The sequence below is a fragment of the Ruegeria sp. YTSA064 genome, from assembly GCF_059610325.1.
Genome location: NZ_JBXWNK010000003.1, coordinates 123,148 through 146,641, shown reverse-complemented (window position 1 = coordinate 146,641; position 23,494 = coordinate 123,148). Strand labels below are relative to the sequence as shown.

Annotated in this window: 20 protein-coding genes; 12 read left to right on the top strand and 8 right to left on the bottom strand. The window is 56.2% G+C overall.

Going from position 1 to position 23,494, the window contains the following annotated elements; genetic code table 11:
* Window positions 1-155: 155 nt before the first annotated feature.
* The 10 genes from AC2FI7_RS05570 (at window position 156) to AC2FI7_RS05525 (ending at window position 13,044) form a co-directional block, all read left to right on the top strand.
* Window positions 156-3,356, top strand: a complete 3,201-nt coding sequence (locus AC2FI7_RS05570; protein ID WP_496815979.1) for a DUF8508 domain-containing protein — start codon at window positions 156-158, stop codon at window positions 3,354-3,356.
* Window positions 3,357-4,308: 952 nt separating this feature from the next.
* Complete coding sequence (locus AC2FI7_RS05565; protein ID WP_010437407.1) at window positions 4,309-5,391, top strand: MHYT domain-containing protein; 1,083 nt, start codon at window positions 4,309-4,311, stop codon at window positions 5,389-5,391.
* A 139-nt stretch (window positions 5,392-5,530) separates the two neighbouring features.
* Window positions 5,531-6,364 carry an FAD binding domain-containing protein gene (locus tag AC2FI7_RS05560; RefSeq protein ID WP_010437405.1) on the top strand — a complete coding sequence of 278 codons (834 nt, stop codon included), beginning with the start codon at window positions 5,531-5,533 and terminating at the stop codon, window positions 6,362-6,364.
* Between the two features lie 12 nt (window positions 6,365-6,376).
* Window positions 6,377-6,871, top strand: coding sequence for a (2Fe-2S)-binding protein (locus AC2FI7_RS05555; protein WP_010437402.1), 495 nt, complete (start codon window positions 6,377-6,379; stop codon window positions 6,869-6,871).
* The gene (locus AC2FI7_RS05550) at window positions 6,868-9,285 is read left to right on the top strand and encodes an aerobic carbon-monoxide dehydrogenase large subunit (protein ID WP_496833282.1); all 2,418 of its coding nucleotides are present in this window, start codon (window positions 6,868-6,870) and stop codon (window positions 9,283-9,285) included. Before AC2FI7_RS05555 ends, AC2FI7_RS05550 begins: the two co-directional genes overlap by 4 nt.
* 53 nt (window positions 9,286-9,338) lie before the next feature.
* A complete protein-coding gene (locus tag AC2FI7_RS05545) occupies window positions 9,339-10,205 on the top strand; it encodes an AAA family ATPase (protein ID WP_010437395.1) in 867 nt (288 codons plus the stop codon).
* Window positions 10,206-10,252: 47 nt separating this feature from the next.
* Window positions 10,253-11,392 (top strand): vWA domain-containing protein, encoded by a 1,140-nt coding sequence (locus tag AC2FI7_RS05540; protein WP_238528747.1) that lies wholly within the window; start codon window positions 10,253-10,255, stop codon window positions 11,390-11,392.
* Between the two features lie 12 nt (window positions 11,393-11,404).
* Window positions 11,405-12,217, top strand: a complete 813-nt coding sequence (locus AC2FI7_RS05535) for an XdhC family protein (protein ID WP_010437390.1) — start codon at window positions 11,405-11,407, stop codon at window positions 12,215-12,217.
* 106 nt (window positions 12,218-12,323) lie between these two features.
* Window positions 12,324-12,776 (top strand): SRPBCC family protein, encoded by a 453-nt coding sequence (locus AC2FI7_RS05530; protein ID WP_010437389.1) that lies wholly within the window; start codon window positions 12,324-12,326, stop codon window positions 12,774-12,776.
* A 115-nt stretch (window positions 12,777-12,891) separates the two neighbouring features.
* Complete coding sequence (locus AC2FI7_RS05525; RefSeq protein WP_010437388.1) at window positions 12,892-13,044, top strand: hypothetical protein; 153 nt, start codon at window positions 12,892-12,894, stop codon at window positions 13,042-13,044.
* A 707-nt stretch (window positions 13,045-13,751) separates the two neighbouring features.
* Here AC2FI7_RS05525 and AC2FI7_RS05520 read toward each other — a convergent pair.
* Window positions 13,752-14,246: a hypothetical protein gene (locus AC2FI7_RS05520; RefSeq protein ID WP_010437387.1), complete on the bottom strand. Its 495-nt coding sequence runs from the start codon at window positions 14,244-14,246 to the stop codon at window positions 13,752-13,754.
* An 81-nt stretch (window positions 14,247-14,327) separates the two neighbouring features.
* Here AC2FI7_RS05520 and AC2FI7_RS05515 point away from each other — a divergent pair, with 81 nt between their 5' ends.
* Window positions 14,328-15,278, top strand: a complete 951-nt coding sequence (locus AC2FI7_RS05515; protein WP_010437386.1) for a helix-turn-helix transcriptional regulator — start codon at window positions 14,328-14,330, stop codon at window positions 15,276-15,278.
* A 219-nt stretch (window positions 15,279-15,497) separates the two neighbouring features.
* On the opposite strand, the gene AC2FI7_RS05510 is transcribed toward AC2FI7_RS05515, so the two are convergent.
* The gene (locus AC2FI7_RS05510) at window positions 15,498-16,640 is read right to left on the bottom strand and encodes a mandelate racemase/muconate lactonizing enzyme family protein (protein WP_496815975.1); all 1,143 of its coding nucleotides are present in this window, start codon (window positions 16,638-16,640) and stop codon (window positions 15,498-15,500) included.
* Between AC2FI7_RS05510 and AC2FI7_RS05505 the strand changes: the two genes are divergently transcribed.
* Window positions 16,560-17,759: a LysR family transcriptional regulator gene (locus AC2FI7_RS05505; RefSeq protein ID WP_496833281.1), complete on the top strand. Its 1,200-nt coding sequence runs from the start codon at window positions 16,560-16,562 to the stop codon at window positions 17,757-17,759. The genes AC2FI7_RS05510 and AC2FI7_RS05505 overlap by 81 nt on opposite strands.
* Before the next feature lie 657 nt (window positions 17,760-18,416).
* Here AC2FI7_RS05505 and AC2FI7_RS05500 read toward each other — a convergent pair.
* From AC2FI7_RS05500 to AC2FI7_RS05475, 6 genes are read right to left on the bottom strand one after another with little or no spacing between them, the layout of a single operon-like run.
* Window positions 18,417-19,532 (bottom strand): cytochrome-c peroxidase, encoded by a 1,116-nt coding sequence (locus AC2FI7_RS05500; RefSeq protein ID WP_010437385.1) that lies wholly within the window; start codon window positions 19,530-19,532, stop codon window positions 18,417-18,419.
* 8 nt (window positions 19,533-19,540) lie between these two features.
* Window positions 19,541-19,918, bottom strand: a complete 378-nt coding sequence (locus AC2FI7_RS05495; RefSeq protein ID WP_010437383.1) for a hypothetical protein — start codon at window positions 19,916-19,918, stop codon at window positions 19,541-19,543.
* The gene (locus AC2FI7_RS05490) at window positions 19,915-20,721 is read right to left on the bottom strand and encodes an amidohydrolase family protein (RefSeq protein WP_010437381.1); all 807 of its coding nucleotides are present in this window, start codon (window positions 20,719-20,721) and stop codon (window positions 19,915-19,917) included. The genes AC2FI7_RS05495 and AC2FI7_RS05490 overlap by 4 nt, the downstream gene beginning before the upstream one ends.
* 21 nt (window positions 20,722-20,742) lie before the next feature.
* Window positions 20,743-21,609 carry a dioxygenase family protein gene (locus tag AC2FI7_RS05485; protein ID WP_010437379.1) on the bottom strand — a complete coding sequence of 289 codons (867 nt, stop codon included), beginning with the start codon at window positions 21,607-21,609 and terminating at the stop codon, window positions 20,743-20,745.
* A 10-nt stretch (window positions 21,610-21,619) separates the two neighbouring features.
* Window positions 21,620-22,924, bottom strand: coding sequence for a TRAP transporter large permease (locus tag AC2FI7_RS05480; protein WP_010437378.1), 1,305 nt, complete (start codon window positions 22,922-22,924; stop codon window positions 21,620-21,622).
* Complete coding sequence (locus AC2FI7_RS05475) at window positions 22,921-23,472, bottom strand: TRAP transporter small permease subunit (RefSeq protein ID WP_010437376.1); 552 nt, start codon at window positions 23,470-23,472, stop codon at window positions 22,921-22,923. The genes AC2FI7_RS05480 and AC2FI7_RS05475 overlap by 4 nt, the downstream gene beginning before the upstream one ends.
* Between the last annotated feature and the right edge of the window lie 22 nt (window positions 23,473-23,494).

Here is a 23,494-nt window from a genome sequence, read left to right as displayed (position 1 = left end):
CGGCCTGACGAACATCTAGCGGCAAAGCTCCGCCGTATTGTTCGATTGTACACAACTTTTTAACTAATTCCTCTAGCGTACGCTACCTTGGGTTGTGTTACGGCGAGTCTCTCGTAGGCCGCTGCCTTTTTTCTTATCTATAAAGAGGTACTGACATGACGACCGTTTTAGCTGCTGGCGATATTGCGTTTACCGGTTTCAATTCTGACAACCCTGATGAGTTCACTTTCGTTGCCCTGACTGACATCGAAGCCGGGACTGAGATCAGATTTACTGACAATGGCTGGCTCGCAGCGGGCGGTTTTCGCAGTACAGAGGGTGTTTTTATCTGGACGGCACCTGCAAATATCGCGGCGGGAACCGTAATAAATCCAGCTTTCTCGGGGCCATCCTTCTCTGCAAGCGGGGATCAGATACATGCCTATCAGGGGACCGAGACCGCGCCGTCTTTTGTTGCGTCTGTTCATTTCAACGGCACTGGTTATGAAGATGACGCAACTTCTTCAAACACTTCGGCCCTGCCCGCGGGTCTGACTGTGTGCACCAGCGCTGTGGCTATTCCCGAAACCGACAACGGAGCCTATAATGGTCCGCTTACAGGCAACAAGGCAGAGCTACAGGCAGCTATCAACAACGCGGCAAACTGGGTGACCGATAATTCACGGATCAACGATATCGAACCGGCGAGTTTCACTGTCACTGATGCCACATCGTCGCCCTCAGTTATAATCAACGATTTGGACCTTGCCACCGATGAAGGTGGCATGGCGGATACATACGAAGTCACATTGTCTGTCGCACCTACGCAACCGGTCACAATCACCATCGCGGTGGGCGCTGATCTGGATGTCGTACCGGCCGAGCTTGTATTTGATGCGACAAATTTTGATCAGCCGCAGCAAGTTGCAGTGACCGCGGTTGATGACGATTTGCCAGAGGCGGCCGAGATCGCGGAAATACAGCATTCTGTCACATCCGATGACCCGGCATATGAAGGCATCCTCGCCCCTATCGTGGAAGTGTCTGTCTCGGCCAGCGACATCGAAATCGTTGCAATCTACGAGATCCAGGGTGCGGGTCATGTGTCTGATTTTGTTCTGGCCGAAGGGCAGACCGTTGCCGAGTTTTATGAGACCCTCCCCGCCGGCACATCGAACGTTTTTGGCGACTTGGTTTCGACCAGCGGTATTGTTACAGCGGTGGATTCCAACGGGTTTTACTTGCAGGACCCGGATGGTGACGGTGATGATGCCACCTCAGACGCGATATTCGTGTTCACTGGTTCCAGCCCGACTGTCTCTGTCGGAGACGCAGTTTCAGTGGGTGGAACAGTTGCTGAGTTTTTCCCTGGCGGTACAGGCAGCGGAAACCTGTCGAGTACGCAGCTGACGAATGTGTTCGATCTTGAAGTCCAGTCTTCAGGCAATACCCTGCCAGATGCAGTTATGATCGGCAATGATCCGGGTGAACGGGCAGTTCCGAACCAGAGCATCGACGATGATGCTTTTGCCTCATTCGAACCCATTCAGGACGGCATCGACTTCTTCGAAAGCCTCGAAGGCATGCGCGTGACGGCGACCGATCTGCAAGCCGTCAGCGGAACCAGCCGGTTTGGCGAGATTTTTGCCGTTACCGATCAGGGCAGCGGTGCCACGGGTCTTTCCGAGCGCGGCACGCTGAATATCTCGCCGGATGACTTTAACCCCGAAAAAATCCAGATCGACGAAGACAGCGGGATTTTCGACTTTGACTTCCCAACGGTAAACGTTGGTGATCTTCTCGGCGACGTCACAGGCGTGGTTGGGTACAGTTTCGGAAACTTCGAAATCCTGCCGACCGAGGATTTTACCCCGAACATTCAATCCGCCGGATTGGAACCGGAATCGACCGACATTGCCGGTTCGGCCAATGAACTGACAATTGCGACGTACAATGTGCTTAACCTCGATCCAAATGATGACGACGGTGATCAGGATGTGGCCGATGGGCGGTTCGACGCCATTGCCGCGCAGATCACCAACAACCTGGGCAGCCCCGACATCATTGGCCTGCAAGAGGTGCAGGACAATTCCGGCTCGGTCGATGACGGAACCGTTTCGGCAGCGGAGACCCTTGCGGAGCTGGCCGCGGCCATCGTTGCCGCAGGTGGTCCGGCCTATGAGGTGATCGACAATACCTTCATCGGCGACGGAACATCGGGCGGTCAGCCCGGCGGCAATATCCGCACGGCTTTCCTGTACAATCCCGAGCGTGTCACGCTGGTTGAAGGATCGGTGCAAACCATCGGTGGGCAAGGTCCCGGCGAAGCGTTCGAAGGCGCACGCCTGCCGCTGGTCGCTGATTTCGTCTTCAACGGCGAGACGGTGACGGTGGTCAACAACCACTTCTCCTCCAAAGGCGGATCCGCGCCCATTCTGGGGGCCGAACAGGATTTTGCCGCACGTCAAGAGGACGTTACAGTGAATGGCAGTCTGGATGAACGTCAGGCTCAGAGTCAGGCGGTGCAGGACTTCGTCAATGGTCTTGGTGCTGAGGCCAATGCGGTTGTATTGGGTGACTTCAACGAATTCGAATTTGTCTCACCTGTGGCCGATCTTGAAAACAACACCAGCCTTGTAAACCTGACAAACGATATCCCGGAAGACGAGCGCTATACCTTCGAGTTTCAGGGAAACAGCCAATCGTTAGACCATATTCTGGTCTCCGAGGGATTGTATGCCGGCGCATTGGTGGACATTATCCATGTCAATTCGGAATTTGCTGCAACCAGCGCGCGAGCGTCGGATCATGACCCGATGCTGACTAGCCTGTTTCTGCCCGACACACAGACACTGGCGGTCGAGTTCGAGGCAGATGGGTGGTTCAGAACCTTAGCATTCGAGAGCATCGATGGCGAAGTTGTGGATGTCGACCGGCTTGGTCCCGTGCGCAAAAGTCTCAAATTTTCGGATGTTGGTATTAAGGTGGATGCGATTGACCCGACCAATTTCGAGTTTGTCGCCACCAAGCATGGCGCGATAGGTGTCTATTCCTTCGACGATCCGATCTTCGGACGCGAAGCCAGGTCAGTCGACGGTGATGAAAGCTTGATGATCGCGTTGGAGGACGCGGATCTTGAGGCGGTGGAGTTCATGTTTAGCTTCGACGAAAGTCATGGAAACGGCGAAGTGGAGGTTGCGTTCTACGATGACGGAGAGCTTGTGGGTACGCTGATCGCGGACGCCGCCGACGGTGATTTCCAAGGTTCGTTGGGCCGCACGAGTTTTGACGCGGTGGAGTTGGCCGCAAGCGGTGATACTATGTTTACGGTTGATGAATTTTCCTTTGATGTGATTGATCACAACCAGATCGCGTAGTGTAAAGTCGCACAAGCTTCTTGTGACTATGAAAACAGCAGCTTCGACGGCCGCATTGCTGTATCGCGATGCGGCCTAAACGGTGTGTTAATGGCTCCTGTAAAGCAAGAGAATTATGTCACTGCGATGGGCTGTGGGCGAAATCATTTGTTCGACCTGTTAGCGTCCGAGTTTCGAAGCGCAGGAAGGTACGCATTTTGTGAGTTTGCCTGTCTTGCGATTTCTCTCCCGCGGTGAATGGCAGGTTTGACGGGCCGCGCCGCAGCATTACCGATAGCGGTTGAATGTCTCCTTTGGGCCGCGAGCTACCTCTTCCAGCCCAAAGCGGACTTCGCGAACTATCTTCTGCTTGAAAAGGAAAATTGGAAGCCGACGCGCAGCCGATTTGTCAGCACTGTGCTTCAACAAGGAAAATCCCCTATCTGTTGGCAGGCTGAGGCACGGCCTGAGATCTGGACAACAAGTCACGTGGCCGGTCGCAAGGCGATATAGTGATCCGAAGATGGACAGTGTATTCGCGAAGTGTTCAAACGCGTTAGCGCCTATTTGGTCACGTAGCCTTCAGGCCTATTGGATCTTTACTCCGGTCTGGCCCGTACTCTACATCGAGAGCATCTGGATAGGTCGGCGGGTAAAATGTCTGTAGCGGTGAAGCTTGCTTGGACGCAACTTGAATTGAATGTCCAGTAATCGCCACCTTTCATGCCTAGATCCGCGATCACTTTAACTAAGAGCGATCCCTCTCTAGCCAGGACATTTTCGTGCAGACACGTTCCAGCGCTGCTGCCGAATGGCGCGAACTCGGTGACGGACACAAGACAGCTTTGCAAGCCTCACTGAGACCGGTTCGAATTCCTCTGCGCGTGCTGCTGCAGTCCGGCCAGAGTAGATTGTGCCGGGAATTTCAGTTTGCTAACGTCAGACACGCGCTGGGGAGGGCGGGTACACCTATATGCTGGACTATTCGCACAACGCCTGGCTTGTGGCGGCCTCTTTGGCCGTGTCGCTGATGGCGGGATTTACCGGGCTGTATCTGACCCATGGTGCATCCCAGCTTGACAGTCAGCGGCGTAAGCTTGTGGTTGCTCTGGCGGCAGTCATTCTGGGTGGCGGCATCTGGTCGATGCATTTTGTCGCCATGCTGGGTCTGCAACTGCCGATCCTGTTTTACTATGACGCTCTGATCACACTGATTTCTGCTCTGGTCGCGATCCTGATGGTTGGACTGGCGCTTTTACTGCTGCATTTTCGCCCGCGCACGCCCCAGATCATGATCGGGTCTGGGGTGATCGTGGGCCTGGGGATCGTGGTGATGCACTATATCGGAATGGCTGGAATGCAGCTGTGCCGTCCCGTCTATAATGCATTGGATGTGGTGTTGGCGACTTTGGCTTCGGTGATACTGTCGGTTGCGGCCATCTGGGTCGCCTATGGTAATCGCACGCAGCGCAATATTCTTTTGGGCACGGTCTGCTTTGGGCTGGCCGTGTTTACCATGCATTTTGTGGCCACCGGGCTGACCGATTTTGTCGCCAGCGATAGCGCCGGTGGCGCAGGACCTGCGCTAGACAATCAGGTTCTGGCGATGGGTGTCACGGTTTCGGTGTTTCTGATTTGCGGAGCGTTCCTGTTGACGGGAATCTCGTTCATCGAACCTAAGGAGACGCCTGCACCCGAACGTCCTGCAGAACCCGCAGCCCTGCGTGCCGGGGTTCCGTTCGAGCGCGAGGGCCAGACTTTTTTCGCCGAATCCAACCGCATCGCCGCCATCCGGGCCGAGGGGCACTATACCGTTCTTTATTTAGATGCCGAGAAACTGTTTTGCCCTTGGTCGATCACCGAGGCTGAATCGCGCCTGGAACCTGACGGATTTCTGAGGGCCCATCGCAGCTATCTGGTGAACCCAAAGCACGTCTCAAGCTTTGAGCGTCACAAGGATAATGGGACCTGTTATTTCGACGGCGTCGACGCGTTGACAAAGGTACCGGTCAGCCGATCCCGTTTAACAGACATTCGCGAGGCGCTTGGCCTTTGATCGCATCTCGTGCAGCCAATTCGCATTTCGTGAAACAAGCTGCGCGCCCTGTTTCCGTTGGCTGGAACGCCTGAGCCCGCCACTCTTTTCTTACTCAAGGTCCCCCAAGACATAACGCTCGGACCCAGGGAGGAAGAAAATGATACCAGCCGGTTTTGAGTATCACCGGCCAGGCGATATCGCCTCGGCCATCGGCATTCTGCAAGAACATGGAGACGAGGCGCGCGTCATCGCAGGCGGGCACAGTCTGATTCCTATGATGAAGTTGCGCATGGCCGAGATGGGTCATCTGGTCGATCTTCAAGCTATCGACGAATTGAAGGGTGTTGAGGTTGGTGCTGATACCGTCAAATTGGGCTCGATGGTGACACAGCATGAGCTGATCACCCACGATGGGTTGGCCACCGCCATTCCGTTGATCCGCGAAGCCGCATTGCAGATCGCTGATCCGCAAGTGCGTTATATGGGCACAGTTGGTGGCAACGTCGCCAATGGGGATCCTGGGAATGACATGCCGGGATTGATGCAGTGCCTGAACGCCACGTTTGAGTTGTCCGGTCCCGATGGTAACCGCAGCGTTGCGGCGCGTGACTTCTACGAGGCTGCTTATTTCACCGCCCGTGGAGATGAGGAAATCCTGACACGCATCTCGATTCCGGTTCCCGGATCCGGCGTGAGGCAAGCCTACGAAAAGCAAAAACGAAAGATAGGCGACTACGCTACCGCTGCCGCCGCAGTGATGGTTGGAAATGGTACGGCGTCAGTTGCGATGACCAATCTGGCCGACACTCCCGTCTGGTCCGTAAGCGCGAGCAGTGCTTTGGCGGGTGGTGATGTCGAGGGCTGTGTGTCGGAAATGCTTGATGCGATCGACCCGGTCGCTGACAACCGCGGCCCCGTCGAATTCAAGAAACACGTGGCCGCCGTGATGCTGCGCCGCGCCATCGACCGTGCGCAAAGCCGCGCGGGTTGAGGGGAGGAACCAATGTCAAAAATGCACGTCAAACTCACCGTGAACGGAAAAGAAGTCGAGGGTCTGGCCGAGCCGCGCACGCTGTTGATCCACTTCCTGCGGGAAGATCTGAAAATCACCGGCCCTCATATCGGGTGCGAGACCAGCCATTGCGGTGCCTGCACCGTGGATATCGACGGTAAGTCGGTCAAATCCTGCACCACCTTCGTGGCGCAGGTGAACGGAGCCGATATTACCACTGTCGAAGGACTGACCAATGACGATGGCAGCCTTGGCGTTCTGCAGGAAATGTTCCGCGAACATCACGGGCTGCAATGCGGCTTCTGCACGCCGGGCATGATCACCCGCGCGCATCGCCTGTTGCAGGAAAACCCGAATCCGACCGAGGAAGAAATCCGCTTTGGTATGGCGGGGAACCTCTGTCGCTGTACCGGGTATCAGAACATCGTCAAAGCGATCTCCGCCTCGGCTGAGATGCTGAACGCTCAGAAGGAGGCCGCGGAATGAACGAACAAACCATGACCCCCGGAGAACGCGCCGCCAATCTCAAAGGGATGGGAAGCTCGCGCAAACGCGTCGAGGATGTGCGCTTTACCCAAGGCAAGGGCAACTATGTCGACGACATCAAGCTGGATGGGATGCTGTTTGGCGCTTTCGTCCGCTCGCCTTATGCCCATGCCCGCGTTGTCAATGTGAACAAAGAGGCCGCATTGGCCGTGCCCGGCGTTGTTGCTGTGTTGACAGCCGAGGATCTGGCTCCGCTGGGTTTGCACTGGATGCCGACGCTGGCAGGTGACAAGCAGATGGTTCTGGCCGATGGTAAGGTTCTGTTCCAAGGTCAGGAAGTTGCCTATGTCGTCGCCGAAAATCGGTACATCGCTGCCGATGCGGCAGAGCTGGTTGAGGTCGACTACGAAGAACTGCCGGTCCTGACCGACCCGTTCGAGGCGTTGAAATCGGACGTAGTTTTGCGTGAAGACCTTGCGGGTCAGACCGAGGGCGCGCATGGCCCGCGCAAACACCACAACCACATTTTCACGTGGGAGCAAGGCGACAAGGACGCGACCGAAGCCGTTCTGGGCGAGGCCGATGTTGTGGCCGAAGAGATGGTTTATTACCATCGGACCCATCCCTGCCCGCTGGAGACCTGCGGCTGTGTTGCCTCGATGGATAAGGTGACCGGCAAGTTGACGCTGTATGGCACCTTCCAGGCCCCCCACGCGATCCGGACTGTTGTGTCGCTAATCTCGGGTCTGGCCGAGCACAATATCCGGGTGATAAGCCCTGATATCGGTGGTGGCTTTGGCAACAAGGTTGGCGCCTATGCGGGCTATGTCTGCTCGGTCGTCGCCTCGATTGTCACCGGCCAGCCGGTGAAATGGGTCGAGAACCGGATGGAAAACCTTATGTCCACCGCCTTTGCCCGCGATTACTGGATGCAGGGCAAGATAGCTGCGACCAAGGATGGCAAGATCACTGGTCTCTGGTGCCATACAACAGCGGATCATGGTGGATTTGACGCCTGTGCCGACCCGACCAAATTTCCGGCTGGTTTCATGAACATCTGCACCGGGTCATATGACATCCCAACTGCTTATCTGGCTGTGGATGGGGTTTACACCAACAAGGCACCGGGCGGTGTTGCATATCGTTGTTCGTTCCGGGTGACAGAGGCCGCATATTTCATCGAACGGATGATCGAGGTACTGGCCATCAAGCTGAACATGGACGCGGCCGAGTTGCGCCGGATCAACTTTATCCGCAAAGATCAGTTCCCGTATCAGTCAGCGCTGGGATGGGAGTATGACTCTGGCGATTACCACACCGCTTGGGACAAGGCGCTGAAAGCTATCGACTATGAAGGTCTGCGGGCGGAACAGGCGCAACGGATCGAGGACTTCAAAGCCGGAAGGACCCGCAAACTGCTGGGCGTCGGCCTGACGCATTTCACCGAAATCGTCGGGGCTGGACCGGTCAAGAACTGCGATATCCTTGGGTTGGGAATGTTCGACTCATGCGAAATCCGGATTCACCCGACGGGTTCCGCCATCGCACGGTTGGGGACGATCAGTCAGGGGCAGGGTCATGCAACGACCTTCGCCCAGATTATCGCCAGCGAGATCGGCCTGCCTGCCGATGACATCACGCTGGAAGAAGGCGACACTGATACCGCGCCCTATGGGCTTGGCACCTATGGGTCTCGTTCGACACCTGTGGCCGGTGCGGCAACGGCGATGGCCGCCCGCAAAATCCGTGCCAAGGCGCAGATGATCGCGGCTTACTTGCTTGAAGTCCACGACGACGATGTCGAATGGGACGTGGATCGGTTCTCGGTCAAAGGTGCGCCTGAGCGGTTCAAGACGATGAAAGAAATCGCCTTTGCCGCATATAATCAGGCGATTCCGGGGCTGGAACCCGGTCTGGAGGCCGTAAGCTACTATGACCCGCCGAACATGACCTACCCATTCGGGGCCTATATCTGCGTCATGGAAATCGACGTCGATACCGGCGAATGGGAGGTCCGGCAGTTCTATGCGCTGGACGATTGCGGGACCCGGATCAACCCCATGATCATCGAGGGTCAGGTCCATGGCGGCGTGACCGAGGCTCTGGCAATCGCTATGGGTCAGGAAATCGCGTATGATGAGATGGGTAACGTCAAGACCGGTACGTTGATGGACTTCTTCTTGCCCACCGCCTGGGAGACGCCCAACTACACCACCGATCACACGGTGACGCCGTCTCCGCACCACCCGATCGGTGCAAAAGGCGTTGGCGAAAGCCCGAATGTCGGTGGCGTTCCTGCGTTCTCGAACGCGGTGCATGATGCCTTCCGTCCGTTTGGCCTTGTTCAGAGCCACATGCCGCATGACCACTGGCGTATCTGGAAGATCGCCAACGGTCTGGGAATGCACGGCTAACAGGAAAAGCTGCCGCGCTGGAATACGGCGCGGCGGCAATCCGGGAGAATTGCATGAGCTTGCAGCACATTCAGCAAGGCTTGGCCGAGGTGGGCTACGTTGCCGATGACCGATTGGCGATGGCGCTTCATCTGGCGCAGTTGCTTGGGCGTCCGCTACTGTTGGAAGGGCCAGCAGGGGTCGGAAAAACAGAGGTTGCAAAGGCGTTGGCGGCACAACGCGCGGCGCGGTTGATCCGGTTGCAATGCTACGAAGGGTTGGATGCCAGCCACGCGATATATGAATGGAATTACCAGCGCCAGTTGCTGGCTATTCGTGCAAGCGAGGCACAGGGTGGCACCAGGGAGGCCCAGCTATTCACTGATGACTATTTGCTGAAGCGACCTTTACTAGAAGCGATCAGCGAAGAAGAACCACCTGTTCTTCTGATCGATGAAATCGACCGGGCGGATGAGGAGTTTGAGGCCTATCTGCTTGAGATTTTGTCGGACTTTCAGATCACCATCCCCGAGCTTGGCACCATCAAGGCGCGTTCGCGGCCCATCGTGATCCTGACGGCGAATGGGACGCGGGATCTTTCGGACGCACTGCGGCGTCGTTGCCTGTATAGTTTCCTTGACTACCCATCGCGTGAAACGGAAATGGCGATCCTGAAAGCCCGCATGCCCGAAGTTGAAGGGCTGTTGGCGCGCCAGATTGTTGGCGTTGTGCAGGCGCTGCGCAAAGAAGACTTGGAGAAGACCCCTGGCATTGCCGAAATGTTGGACTGGGCGGCGGCCCTTTCGGGGCTGGGTGTAAACGACATGGCGCAGTCCCGCGAAGAGGTTCAGGCGACCCTTGTTTGCCTTCTGAAAACCGCTGCCGACTACGACGCTGCTCCGCCCGAGGTGACGGATCGCCTGATCGGAAAGGTGGCGTGATGCAGGTCACCCGGTTCCCCGCACGCGCATCTGGTTTGTCGGAAAGAATGTCCGCTTTCATCGCGCATTTGCGTATGAACGGACTGCGCGTCGGGCCGGCTGAAACGGGGGATGCATTGGCCGCGCTGGCGGCGGTTGAGGCGACGGATGTCAGACAGGCCCAGCAGGCACTTTGCGTGTTGCTGGCCGGCGACGCCGACGATTGGCGGCGGTTCGATGACCTGTTCGAAGCCTATTGGTTCAACACCGGCAAGCAACGCACGGGAACTGCCCAAACCGCGCATGTGCGGGTTCAATCCGCCAAGCCGATGATCTGGCAGCAAGAGAGCCAGGATGCTCAGAAAACCGAGACCGGCACGGATCAGGCCGCCGCACCTGATACCGGCGATGGGGAGGCTTTGGGGAGAGACGGGAAGCTGATTGCGACCCGTACGGCCAACCTGTCGCGCCGGGATTTGCGCGAGTTGATGGATGAAGATGCGCTGCGCCAGGCCGAACAAGCCGCAACGGCCATCGCGCGCGCTATCCGCGACCGGCGCTCGCGTCGGCGCAAACAGGCGCTGCGAGGACCTGCTTTGGACATGCGTCGCATACAGCGGGCCAGCCTTGCGCGGGGCGGAGAACCAATGGACCTGTACCGTCGCGCCCGTCCGCCGCGCCCATTGCGGATTGTGGCGTTGTGCGATGTTAGTGGATCGATGACGGTCTATTCGCGGGTTTTTCTAGCCTTCCTCAAAGGTCTGATCGGCAGTGGAACAGAGGCGGACGCCTATCTCTTTCACACCCGTTTGATGCGGGTGACTGATGCGCTGCGCGATCATGACACGCTGCGCGCAGCCGGTCGGTTATCACTCATGGCCGAAGGGTTCGGCGGTGGGACAGACATCTCGGGAAGCCTTGAGAGGTTTCTGAACGGATACGGTGCCCGTGCATTGAACGGGCGGACGATCGTATTGATCCTCTCAGACGGTTATTGCAGCGAGTCGCCTGAGGCCCTGGCAGATGCTCTGGCTCGGATTCGGCGCAAGGCGCGGCGGATTGTTTGGCTGAATCCTCTTAAAGGATGGAAAAACTATCAGCCCATTGCCGCCGCTATGCAGGCAGCAGAACCTTATCTGGATGCGCACCTACCGGCCAACACGCTCGACGCGCTGGCGGCGTTGGAACCCAAATTCCGAAAACTGTGAAAGGACACGTCGATGGCAGGTTTCGACATTTTCGACAAGATTGAGGAGTTGCGCAAAAAGGGCGATGCCTTTTGCGTGGCAACGGTCCTTCGCACTGCCGACGCAACTTCGGCCAAGGCAGGTGGCAAGGCCGTGATCATGCGGGACGGCTGTATTTTGGGGCATCTGGGCGGAGCGTGCGTGCAGCGCGTTGTACGCACATCGGCGCAGGAGGCACTTGCGGGTGGAACTCCGAAAATGATCCGCGTGAAACCTTCAGACAAGGTAGTGGCGATGACAGACCCGGATGGTGTTGAGACCTTCAAAAGCGGTTGTCCTTCGGGCGGAACGGTCGATTTGCTGATCGAACCCTATCAGCACGCCCCGCGCTTGATCATTTTCGGAGAATCTCCGATTGCAAACGCGCTTGCCGCGCACGCGGCGCTGATCGGGTTGCGTGTTTGTTTGCCTGAAGGTTCCGAAAGCTCGGTGGAATTCATCGGTTTTGATCCAAATGACCTAAACGCATTGGGGGTTGAACCACGCGATTTCGCGGTGGTCGCCTCACAAGGGAAGGGCGATGGCGCAGCGCTGAAATCTGCGCTTGAATCACCAGCACGACGCGTTTCGATGGTCGCGAGCCACCGCAAGGCCAAGGTGTTGTGCGAGAGGTTGGAAGCGCAGGGATTGACCGCTGAGCAAACCAGTCGGCTCAAGTCACCGGCCGGTCTGGATATCCATGGAATCGACCCGCACGAAATCGCCCTGTCGATCCTCGCAGAGATCATCCTCTGGCGGAATTCAGACAATTCCGAGGAGACGTCGCATGATGAAAAAATGGCGTAGATGGTTGCAATCCCTTCGGACTGTGAAGCAGGAACAGACCCCGGAAGAGGCGACCGAGACCGCACTTCGCGTTTTCCCAAGATGCTGTTGAGTAAAGGACTCTCAAATGGAACTAAATGACGAAATCCGTATCTCTGCTCCGCGTGACGTCGTGTATCGAGCGCTAAATGATCCGGATGTGTTGCGTGAGTGCATTCCCGGTTGTGAGGAATTGATCCAGCATTCTCCCGAGCACTTGGAGGCCAAAGTTGTGCTCAAAATCGGCCCGGTCAAGGCTCGGTTCAGCGGCGAAGTGACGTTGGACAACTCCAAAGCTCCGGATGAGTTTTCACTGACTGGTGAAGGAAAAGGTGGCGCTGCAGGCTTTGCCAAAGGGGGAGCGGATGTCCGTCTTAGCACTGAGGGCGAGGAAACGGTTTTATCCTATAGTGCCAAGGTCACAATCGGCGGGAAAATAGCGCAATTGGGCAGCCGGTTGATTGCAGGGACTGCAAAAAAACTTTCAGCCAAGTTTTTCGACAGATTTGGGGAAATCGTCGCCGAGCAACACGTCGGCTAGGGTTAGGATTTCGGTAACGGGGCCTTCCCAGTCAAGCGGTTTTGCGCAAAATTGTTGATCCGCCGAAACGGTGTTGTCAGGTCTGTACTTGTGAGCCCTGCTATGGGAGTCGAACATGGATACTTTGAACCAAAGCGAAGCCGTTCCTCACAACCTGCATATGATCGACAGCACCGTGATCCGCGCCCATCATCCACTGCCCGGCAGGGGGTTGCGGCAGCAATTTCCCAAGTGGGAGGCAGCGGGCGCCAAACCATGGCCGCGATGAGAAGTTACACCTTGGCACACACTTTTTGCTGATCAAGCGCTGACTGAATTGTTTGAAGTACGTGAACGTGCACAATTACGAAAAATGCAGTTGCAGCGAATGTCGGCAATACGGGTTACAGACGCAGCATCGCCACTATCGATTCAAGGGTCGCTTTGAGCCGCAAGTGACGGCAACGAAACCTTTCAAGCGACACTCAGTTTGCGTCATTCGCAAGAAAGCTTACGCCCTATAAGACGGCATCGATTCCGGGTTTTCCCCTCTGCATCTATTGCGTCCATCGACCAGCTACCATCTGTTTTCAGGGTCAACATCAAGAAGCCGAAATCGCTGTTGCTGACTACTATACTTGCCAGGCTGCCAGCAACTTCAACGTTGGTAGCAGTATCGGAGGGCAAAGCATCAAGCTGCGTTCCTCCGTTGCCGCTTAGCCGACATTGATCAAATGAAGTTCAAATGCAGCTTCGTCCGCGGTCCAGACCTCGTTTGGCCTTCCGGCTTTGCGCTTGCAGCGAATGTCTCCTCCGACGGGCCGCACTGCAGCATCGATAATCCTCGGACAATGGCAGCAATGGGCCGTCCTCGAAAGCTTCGGCACGACCCAATATCGCCAATGCTGCAATTGTCCCCGCGGAAATAGAGAGCCCAGATTGACCGATGCTGCGCTCGGTTTCAAAGTCCGTTATCCCACAGAACTCGGTCTTTCGTCAGGCAATCGGTGTGAAGTCCATCGTCCAGTTGGTTTCCCAAGTGGCTCCATCATCAGTCGAGAAAGCTTGTTCCCATCGCGGAACCGCCCCTTTTTTCCAAAGAAACCTGACGATGAGGGGCTGCCCATTCAACACGTCATGCGCGCGAAATTCTCCGATATCTCCTGTGAATGCACCCTTTACCGGTGTATCAAGCCTGTGGGGCGATCTACCGTCGAGCCACCAGATCGCCCATTCCCCTGAACCTGGATCGAAGCTGCGCAAGGCAATGGCGCGATAAGGCTGTCCGGGAAGCTCGACAAGGTTGTCTTCAACATTTCCATTGCCTGCGAGGATTGGCTGCGTTTGCGAAAGGCCTGCGAAAACCTCCCAGTCATCGCAGCCAGTTAACCGCTCCTTCAAGCGTCTGTGCTGTACGGTCCAAGACCCGAACATGAAGTCAAAATCATTCTGGATAGCGGTTGTCGCCTCGGGGTCGCGATCGGTGTGCATGGCTTCTCCTTTTTTCCGTGACATGACAGCTTATGAGAGAAATAACCCGACATAACGTGTCATGTTTTTTTCGGAGAGCCGATGAAATCCTCTCGCTTACTGTCAATTTTGTTACGCCTTCAATCCCGCGGCCTGATGACTGCGCAGCAATTGGCCGATGAATTTGAGGTCAGCTTGCGCACGATTCACAGGGACATCGATCAGCTAAGCTACGCAGGTGTCCCCGTTTATGCCGAGCGGGGGCGCAACGGTGGCTATCGGTTGATGGATGGATACCAAACCCGATTGACAGGCCTTGATGCGGATGAAGCGCGCAGCCTGCTGCTGGCGGGGCTTGGCTCCGCATTGGATGATCTTGGTTTGCTGGAAGCCGCGAGCCAGACAGAGCTGAAAATCATGGCGTCGCTCTCGGGCTCGACGCGCGATCAGGCCATTCTTGTTTCCGAGAGGTTTTTGTTGGATCCGCTGGGTTGGTATCAAAAGAAGACCACGGCTCCATTTGTGCCTGAGGTTGCCTCAGCCGTGTGGAATGAAAGGCGACTGTCGATAGAATACGAGAGCTGGAACGGTGTCGTGGACCGTGTCGTGTCACCCTTGGCGATTGTCCTGAAAGCCGGAAACTGGTATCTTGTCGCGCTCTTCGAAACCCCACGTGTCTACAAGATTGCAAATGTCCGGAGCATCAAGGTTCTTGATGAAACATTTTTACGCCCGAAGACTTTTGATGTCAGCGCTTTTTGGCACAGCTGGATCGCAGATTTCGAGCGTCGGCTGAAGTCTCAACAAGTCGCGCTTCGGGTCAGTTCAACAGGCTTGCGCATGTTAAACGAATTGGGCTTTGTATTGCAGTCGCCTGTTCAGATTCCGAAACGAAAAGGATGGTTCTCTGTGAACGTACACATGGAGGTTGGAGTGAAGGCCGTTCGTGATGTTTTATCGCTGGGTTCTGAGGCCGAGGTCCATGAGCCAGCCGCATTTCGAGAAGACGTGATCGCTGAGGCCCGCAGAGTTATCGATCTATACGTATCTTGATTTCGCCGAGGTCTGATTAGTGAAGATAAGCGGGCATCCTTTGCGATGGCAACGAACTGGCGCTTTGCCCGCGAAATGTGAGTTTGAGTAATCCCAAAAATGACGAATGCAGCGAATGTCCGCAAAGCAGGCTGCTGGCGCAGCATTGAGAATGCAGGACGAAGGTCGGCTAGGCGCAGGCCAGGGTTTCCAGCTCTGTGGTGCTGATCTGAGGCATGTTCAGGCTCCGCCCTGTGCCTTGGCATATGCACGGTGTGCATCGGCCGCCCTGGCCACGGCATCAAAGTCGAGTTCAAAACCAAGGCCGGGACGCCCCTCAAGCGACAGAATACCTTTTTGCGGCTCAAGGCAGGGGGAGGCGATGATATTATCCTTCAGCAGCTGCCACATGATCTGATTGCCATCATCCAGATTGGCCGCGGCCCGTCCGATGTGATGTTCAGCGCAGGTGGTGATGCCGGTGGTCATGCTGGAGTGGATGCACAGGGTGATCCCGGCCGCTTCACAGATGGCCGAGGCCTTCATCATCCCCTTCAGCCCGCCAATCTCACGCGGGCCGACGGCTACCATGTCCGCCACCCCATTGGCGCAGGCGTGAAAGACCTCCTGCAGGGTAAAGACGCTTTGGTCCGCGCCCAATGCAATGGGAGAGCGTTCCTTCAGATGTTTGAGCGGCGCCAGCGACAGGCTGGTGGTGGGCTGCTCGATATATTCGATGTTGCAGTCGGCGATGGCATTGATCATGCGCAGCGCATGGGCGGGCGGCCAGCCTTCATTGGCGTCCAGCCGCAGGCGGTGGTCCGGCCCAATGGCTTGCCGGATGGCGCGGATATTGGCCAGGTCATACTCAGCCGAAATCCCGACTTTCAGGTAGAGGATCGGATGGCCTGCTTCGGCTCCGGCGCGTGCGTCGGCCACCAGCTCTTCGGTGGTTTGCCCCTGAAGGAAGTAGAAATACCCGACATCTTTGCGCTTTTCTCCGCCCAGCAGCTCCCAGACCGGGCGGCCCGTCAGCTTGCCCTGCAGATCCAGCGCCGCCATCTCCAGCCCGCAGAACAGCTGATTGGCATAGCGCTGCATATTGCCGCCAAAGACCAGGAAATGACGGCGGTAGGCATCCTCCTGCGCTGCCGTGATGCCGAAAACGGAACGGCCGGTGTAGGATCCGGCCAGCTTGTCCAGGATGATCTTCTGCGCATCCGCATCCGGCGCGGCGGTTGTCTCACCATAGCCGATGGTGCCGTCTTCGGCCTCCATTTCGATCAGGTTCACGGTGAAGGCATGCTCGACACCCTGCGACCAGACGTATGGAACCCGCGTTTCCAGCCGCAGCGGCGTGATGTGGATGTCTTTGATGTTCATGGCAATGCTCTCCAATCCAATTCACACGGTCAGCCGCCTGGGCAGCGTTTTCTGACGGGATCTGCGAGCGACCTGCGCGGCCCTTGCTTTGCCCCGACTGTCGAGAATAGTGTTGATGCGTTATGGAAGATGAATCCAATAAAAATTCATGATAGTAGAGAAGCCCCCGTTATGCGCCGCCCCGACCTGCCGCCGAAACTCGTCCAGAGCTTCCTCACCGTCCTACGGATGCAAAGCTACACCCAGGCCGCGCATACGCTGAACCTGACCCAGCCCGCGGTGACCCAGCACATCTCACGCCTGGAAGAGACTGTCGGTGTCCGCCTGATCGAGCGCAGCCGCGGCGTTGTGCTGCCAACCGCCGAAGCGCAGGCCCTGATGCCGGAACTGGAGCGGCTCGAGCAATCTGCCAAACTGTTGTTCGACAAGGCGCGCGCGGTGGCAGAGGGTGGCCGGAACACCCTGCAGATCGCCACCCCGACCTCGCTGGTCGCGCATCTTCTGGCACCGGCAGCAGCAGAGCTTCGCCGGTCTGGAACCGGGGTATTCCCAGTGTTCCGCGAAGTGGACGATCACAGGGTTTACGACATGGTGCGCGCGGGCGAAGTGGATTTTGCGCTGACCTCCATGACCGGCAGGGACGCGGCCCTGTCCTGCACATTCCTGCTCTGCGACCGCCCCTGCCTTGTCTGCCCTCAGGATCACCCGCTAGCCAAAACCAGATCTGTCAGCATTGAGGATATCCTGCCCTTCGAGCTCATCCGGCCGCCGGCGGATACCTCCGCCAACCGGACAATCGGGATTTTTGAGCAAACCGTGGGGGCGGAGTTCACCTACGCTGCCGAAGCATCCCGGCTGATGACCATGGAAGCCATGGCGCGGGCGGGTCTGGGGGTGCTGATTCTACCCGCCCTGTCCGCGCAACTCAGCGCTCATTCCGGGCTTGTGTTCCGGCCGATCGACACCGGAGAAGGCTGGCGAAGCTGCCAGCTGATCCGGCAAAAGCACCTGCGCCCGCCGTCTGTTGCCAAACAGGTGATGGAAGTCATCCAGAGCAAAGTAAGAGCCTTGGAAATGGCCATGCCTGAGCTTCTTTCCCGTCGCGCTCTGCCTGGTTGACAGGAAAGAACTTGGATGAACGTATGCTTCCAATCTCCTGAACTAACCCAATCGCACCTGCGGAGAAGGTCCGCAACCCGCCCGAACTTCATGAGCTCCCATGGCAGCGCGGCTCCAAGATGAATGTCTGCTTAGGGCTGCCTGCAATCTTTGGTCCCGAAAAGGCAAACGGCAGCAAAGTCTGCAAACTTCCGGTTCGCAGAGTGCTCAACTTCGCGCTTGCGGCGAATGTCTCCTCTGACGGGCCGCACCGCAGCGACAGCTACCGTAGTCGGAAGACCGCTTCGGGCCGAGTTGTCACGACTGAGTTCTAGCTAAAAAAGCGGCACCAAATTCCTCTTTCAGCAACTGATTTGCAGCTCTGGGTCTACTTCGTGCTCAACGAGTTATTGATTTGGGGGTGCCATCCGATGTCGATCGTTCACCTCGTTTCTGGTCCAACTGCGACGGTTGGGTCAGGTTCTTGTGACGTTCAACAAGTACTGTGGAACGTCACTGATACTTGACTCAATCGACATCCAAAACCTCAACAAATCGGCCGATCACGTCATCCATTTCTGACCCAGAGCGAGCAGAACCCCCTCATCGGCACTGCTAACGATAGCCGCCGAATCAGCATGCCAAATAGCCCATTCCCGGACACTAAATACAAACGCTTTAGTAAGGTGCCTTGGACAGCGTCATCAAAAACGCAACTAAGTCTTCAATCTCTTGCTCAGACAAATTCAATTGCGAGAGAATGGCTTCACCGTCGGCGTGCAGCCTTTCCGTATTGATTTTGCTGTAATGCCGGATCACAGCGTTCAGATCCCCTAGGCTGCCGTCATGCATGTACGGTGCGGTTTCAGCCACCCCACGCAGGCTGGGCGTGCGGAAGGTTCCAAAATCAGCGTGGCTCCGGCGTACATTTCGAACGGCCCAAGCACCTTGCTTGTCCGGATCGTCATTCCAGACGCCGTCCAGTGTATAGGGGCTTGAGAGCAAAAAGTTCAATCCACCAAACCGACCTTCGTCAACCTCGGTTTCATTCAGAAAATATGGTACACCGGCATCGTGGAACTCATTGTTGGAAAACCTCGGGCCGTTGTGGCAAAACACGCAATTCCCGCGCCCTAAAAACAGCTGAAGACCTCGCTGGGCTGCTTCGGGGTAGTACGCGGCCGCTGCAAAATCTTGATCCTCCAAGGCATCGCGAAAATCGTCGAACTGAGTCCGGTCGGTAGCTAAAGTTTCCAAGTAAGCCGAAAGGACTTTTGCAGTGTTTACCAGAGCATGTTCTGGACCTTGATCCTGGATATCGCCAAATATTGCTTCAAAGTCATCAATGTAAGCACTTTCTGAGATTGCTGTTTTCAGACTTTCGGGACTATGCGCCATCTCATGCTCTTCGATGATCGGATGCAGGCTTGCCGCCCAAAAATTGTCGCTCTTTCCACCCCACCCATACCAACGGAGTCCGGCAAGGTTCCGTAGTGATGGTGTGTTTCGATCTAACAGAACACGGCCGAGCGCTCGGGCTTCCGGCGTTGTAAAGGCCTGTTCAGGATCATGACAACTGGCGCACGAAAATGCACCGTCGACCGACAACACCGGATCGTTGAAAAAAGCCTGTCCGAGCTGGATCGATCGGGTGTCTTTGGAAACCCTATTGCTTGGGTCCGACTGGAAGGATGGTGGCCACGGTCCAAAAGTCAGCGTTTGTTCAATTTCGTCAGCAGACAGCAAGACTTCGGCACGCACTGCGCCGGTCAGGACCATTAGCGCCGCAGTCATCCACAGCTTCATTTCAACGCAATTTTTGACGTGTAGAAAATTGATTGATCATTGATGTCGACATCAACCTGCAGCTCCCACAAACCCGGCATGTGAAACAGCATATCATCAACGCGGAACGTTCTACCGTCCAACGCGGTAACCTTGGGGGTATAGTTCATACCGTGTTGATGAGCGGGCATGATTGCATCCACGCGCATTTGGCCCACGGCAGTTTCACTACAAACTGAAACCAGCAAGGAAAACGGTTGAGCCAACGGAATTTCATCAACAGACAGATAAACCTCGGGTGCGTTTTGAACTTCCGAATTCACACGTTGCCCAGTTACGTCACAAGCAAAAGCCGCGCTGGACCAAATCAGAAACCAGACAGCGCAGCGGATCATTCTGATGCCAGCAAACGTTCGGCATTGGCATAGGCGATGTTGTCCGCAATCTGGTCCGGCAGCAAATCCAACCATTCACGCGAAAAATCGGCATGAGGTCCTACGTAATACCAACGTTCCGGCGCAAATGTATCCGTACCGACCATGAAACGATCCGGATGGGCTTCGAAAGCCGCCTTCCAATCCGGGTCGATACGGCCTCGTGAGGTCATGTCGGAACGAAACGCCAAATCGGCCCAAAGCCTGGGATAGGTGTCCAGCGCGTCAACAACACTCGCCGGATCATCAAAGCCAGAGTGCGCCCACAAGACCCGAGCCTCCGGCCAGGTTTCGAAGATCAGGTCAACTGCCTCTCGATCACCATGGTGATGCAGGATGAGGTTCCGCTCTTTGGCTAGTGCAATCATACGTTGGATGACCGGCGTTTTGATATCGTCGCCGTAAGCGTGAAACTCACCGATGGCTTCGTACTTGTTCATTGCCAGATTTGCTTCCAGATACTCGATTACGGTTTCATCGTGCATCCAGGTGTTGATTTCACCGCGACGCCGGTAAGGGCGCAGTGCCGGAACAACAATGTCCGGTGCCGCGGCCAACAACAGCTGAGTACCATTGTCATCAGAGCTGGAGACCAGGGCTTTACGAACGCCCGCATCTCGAAGGATTTTGGCCACCTGTTCGGGAGGAACCAGTTTGACGGCATCGTGGCTGTAATGAATATGCGCGTCAAAGATCGGGCGCTCTTCTGCGATAGCACTACTGCAAATCAGCGCGGCACCAAATATGAAGATATGTTTCAGCACCTCAAGCCTCCTCAATATCGTTCAGACTTTGGCAAGCTTCACATCGAACTTCACGTGCAAGAAAGGTTCAGTGATCTTACCAGAAAGCTCCATGCCATCAGGAAATTCTGAAACTGGCCTTTCAATATAGGTCATCACCAGATCATCCCGAACACCAAACACTGTATCCTGATCCAAATAAGGATCGTCGTCGGGGAAAATCTCAGTGACCAAAGAACGGAAGCCAGGAGCTTTGACGATATAGTGCAGGTGCGAAGGTCGCCAGGGATGGCGGCCGCAGGCGCGCAGGATATCCCCGACCGGCCCATCTGACGGTACCGTGTATTCAACTGGCTTGACGGTCGTGAATGCATACTTACCGTCGTCACCGGTAGTCATCAGGCCGTGAAAAGAATAGGTGTCCTGTTCTTCGTCCTGGCTTGCATACATTCCATTCGGTGCGGTTTGCCAGATATCCAGCTCAGCACCGGAAATCGGATTACCATCGATGTCCCGGATCACGCCTTCAGCAAGCAGCACAGGCCCACCGTAGTGGCGCTTCATATCCCCGCCGAATGGCAGAGGCGGCGCGCCAGAGACATGGAAAGGGCCAAGTACGGACGAACTTGTTGCATCAGAACTTGAATGCAACATGTCCACCAATGACGACAGGCCCAGCACATCCGAGGCGAGCACGAACTCATGCCTGTCCTCTGATTCCACGGCAGCGCATCCCTCCAGAAACGCAATCCCGGCGCGCCATTCGTCATGTGTCAAGTTGGTTTCTCGCGCGAAGTCGTGGAGGTGTTTGACCAGAGACCCCATGATTTCTCTCATCCGCGGATCGGTGTCCTTGGACAGGTATCCCATGAACACGTCGGTGATATTGTCTTTGGTGACAGAGCGCATCTGGGCCTCCTTAAATCAGGGCAAGGCTGAGGATCGGGAACTCGATCAGAATAAACAGAACGATCAGCATCACGAACGCAAAGGGAAGTGCGCCCATAAACACATCCTTGAGCGATATTCGGTCATCGTTGATCGTCGATTTGATGACGAAGCAAGATATGCCCAAAGGCGGGGTCAAAAGCCCGATTTCGGCGCCGACCACAGTGATTATGCCAAACCAGATCAACGACATGTCCAGGGCTTCGGCCATGGGCAGGAACAGCGGGACGACGATCAGAATGATGGACGCCGTATCGAGCAAAGTTCCCAGAAAAAGCATCAAGAGAACGTAGAGCAGCATGATCGACCAAAAGGACGCGGAATTTCCCGCGAGCAAATCCTGCAACTGATTGGGCAGCCCGGCCAGCCCCAGCATGCGACTATAGATCGAAGCCGCCGTAATCAGGAACAAGATCGCCGCTGTAATGTGACCGGTTTCCAGCAAAGCGTCCCAGAACGCTCTTGGTGTCATGGACTTGCGTACGACTGCGATCACGAGCGCAACCAGTGCCCCGGCGGCACCCGCCTCGACAGCGGTTAGCCATCCTGTGTAAATGCCACCGAGCACTACCGTGATAATGAACAATGTGGGCAGGGTCTTGGATGCGATCTCGCGCCCGGACATCCATTCGGTGTCTTCGACGACCCGGCCGCCCACAAATGCAGGTGTAAAACGGCCCATCAACCAGATCGCGCCCACATAGGCTATCGCCAGCATGATACCGGGTATTACTCCCGCCAGAAACATGTCCCCTACGGACTGTTCGGCGACAAAGGAATAGATGATCAGCATCGCCGAGGGCGGAATAATCATCCCCAAAACCGACGACCCGGCCACAACCCCAACCGCAAAACGTGGATTATATGCCTGCGCCATCATCTGCGGGACCGAGACCTTGGTGAACACTGATGCGGACGCAATGGACGACCCGGTAACGGCCGCAAACACGGCATTTGCCCCGACGGTCGCCATTCCGATACCACCTTTGACCTTGCGAAACCGCATGGTCATAACTTCGTAGATATCCCTGCCTAACCCGGCCTTTGAGACGATAAGTCCCATAAAGGTAAACAACGGTATGGTCGCGAAACTGTATTCCATCGCGCTGTCGCCAACCGCCACTTTCAGCAGGTTGAGCGCCAGTGTGAAATTGTCCCGCATCAGCCAGATCGACACGAAGGAGACCACACCCAGAGCAATCGGAATGTAGACGCCTGCGTAGATCAAAAAGACGATGGCAACGACCGAGATCAGGCCAATCTCAATCGGCGTCATTCTGCGGCCTCGTCATGTTCAGGGGTGCGGACAAGCTGCGGGCGGTCCTGCCCCGTGACGACCTTAAGCAGGAAGATCACGCAGGCAAGCGCAGTACCGCACGCGATGACCAGTTTGACCGGCCACCATGGCAATGTGAAAAGACCGGGTACTCCGAAGTAGTCCTGTGTCTCCCACATATGAAGAAATTCTGGGAAGGTTACATACGCAATCAAAGCCATAAAGATTGCGGATATGGCGTTGATGATGCGCCTCAGGCTGGCTGTCAGACCCGGGCGGCGATGGTGCAGCAGGTTCAGGAACCCGTCTGAGCGCGTCAGCCGATCCACTCTGACGACGTCGGCCAACTGCAAGAAAACGATCATCACGACCGAAAACTGGACCATCTCGTAGGTCCCGCGCAGAGGGGCTGAAAACAGGCCACGCGCGATGACGTCAATATTCAGAATGACCACCAACGCAAGGACAACGATAGTACCCAAAGCGTTGGCAGCGATTGCAAGCGAATTGGCGACCCGAGACAAGCCAGCAACTGCGGTCTTCAGCATGAAAGGCCCCTTTTCGTGGATC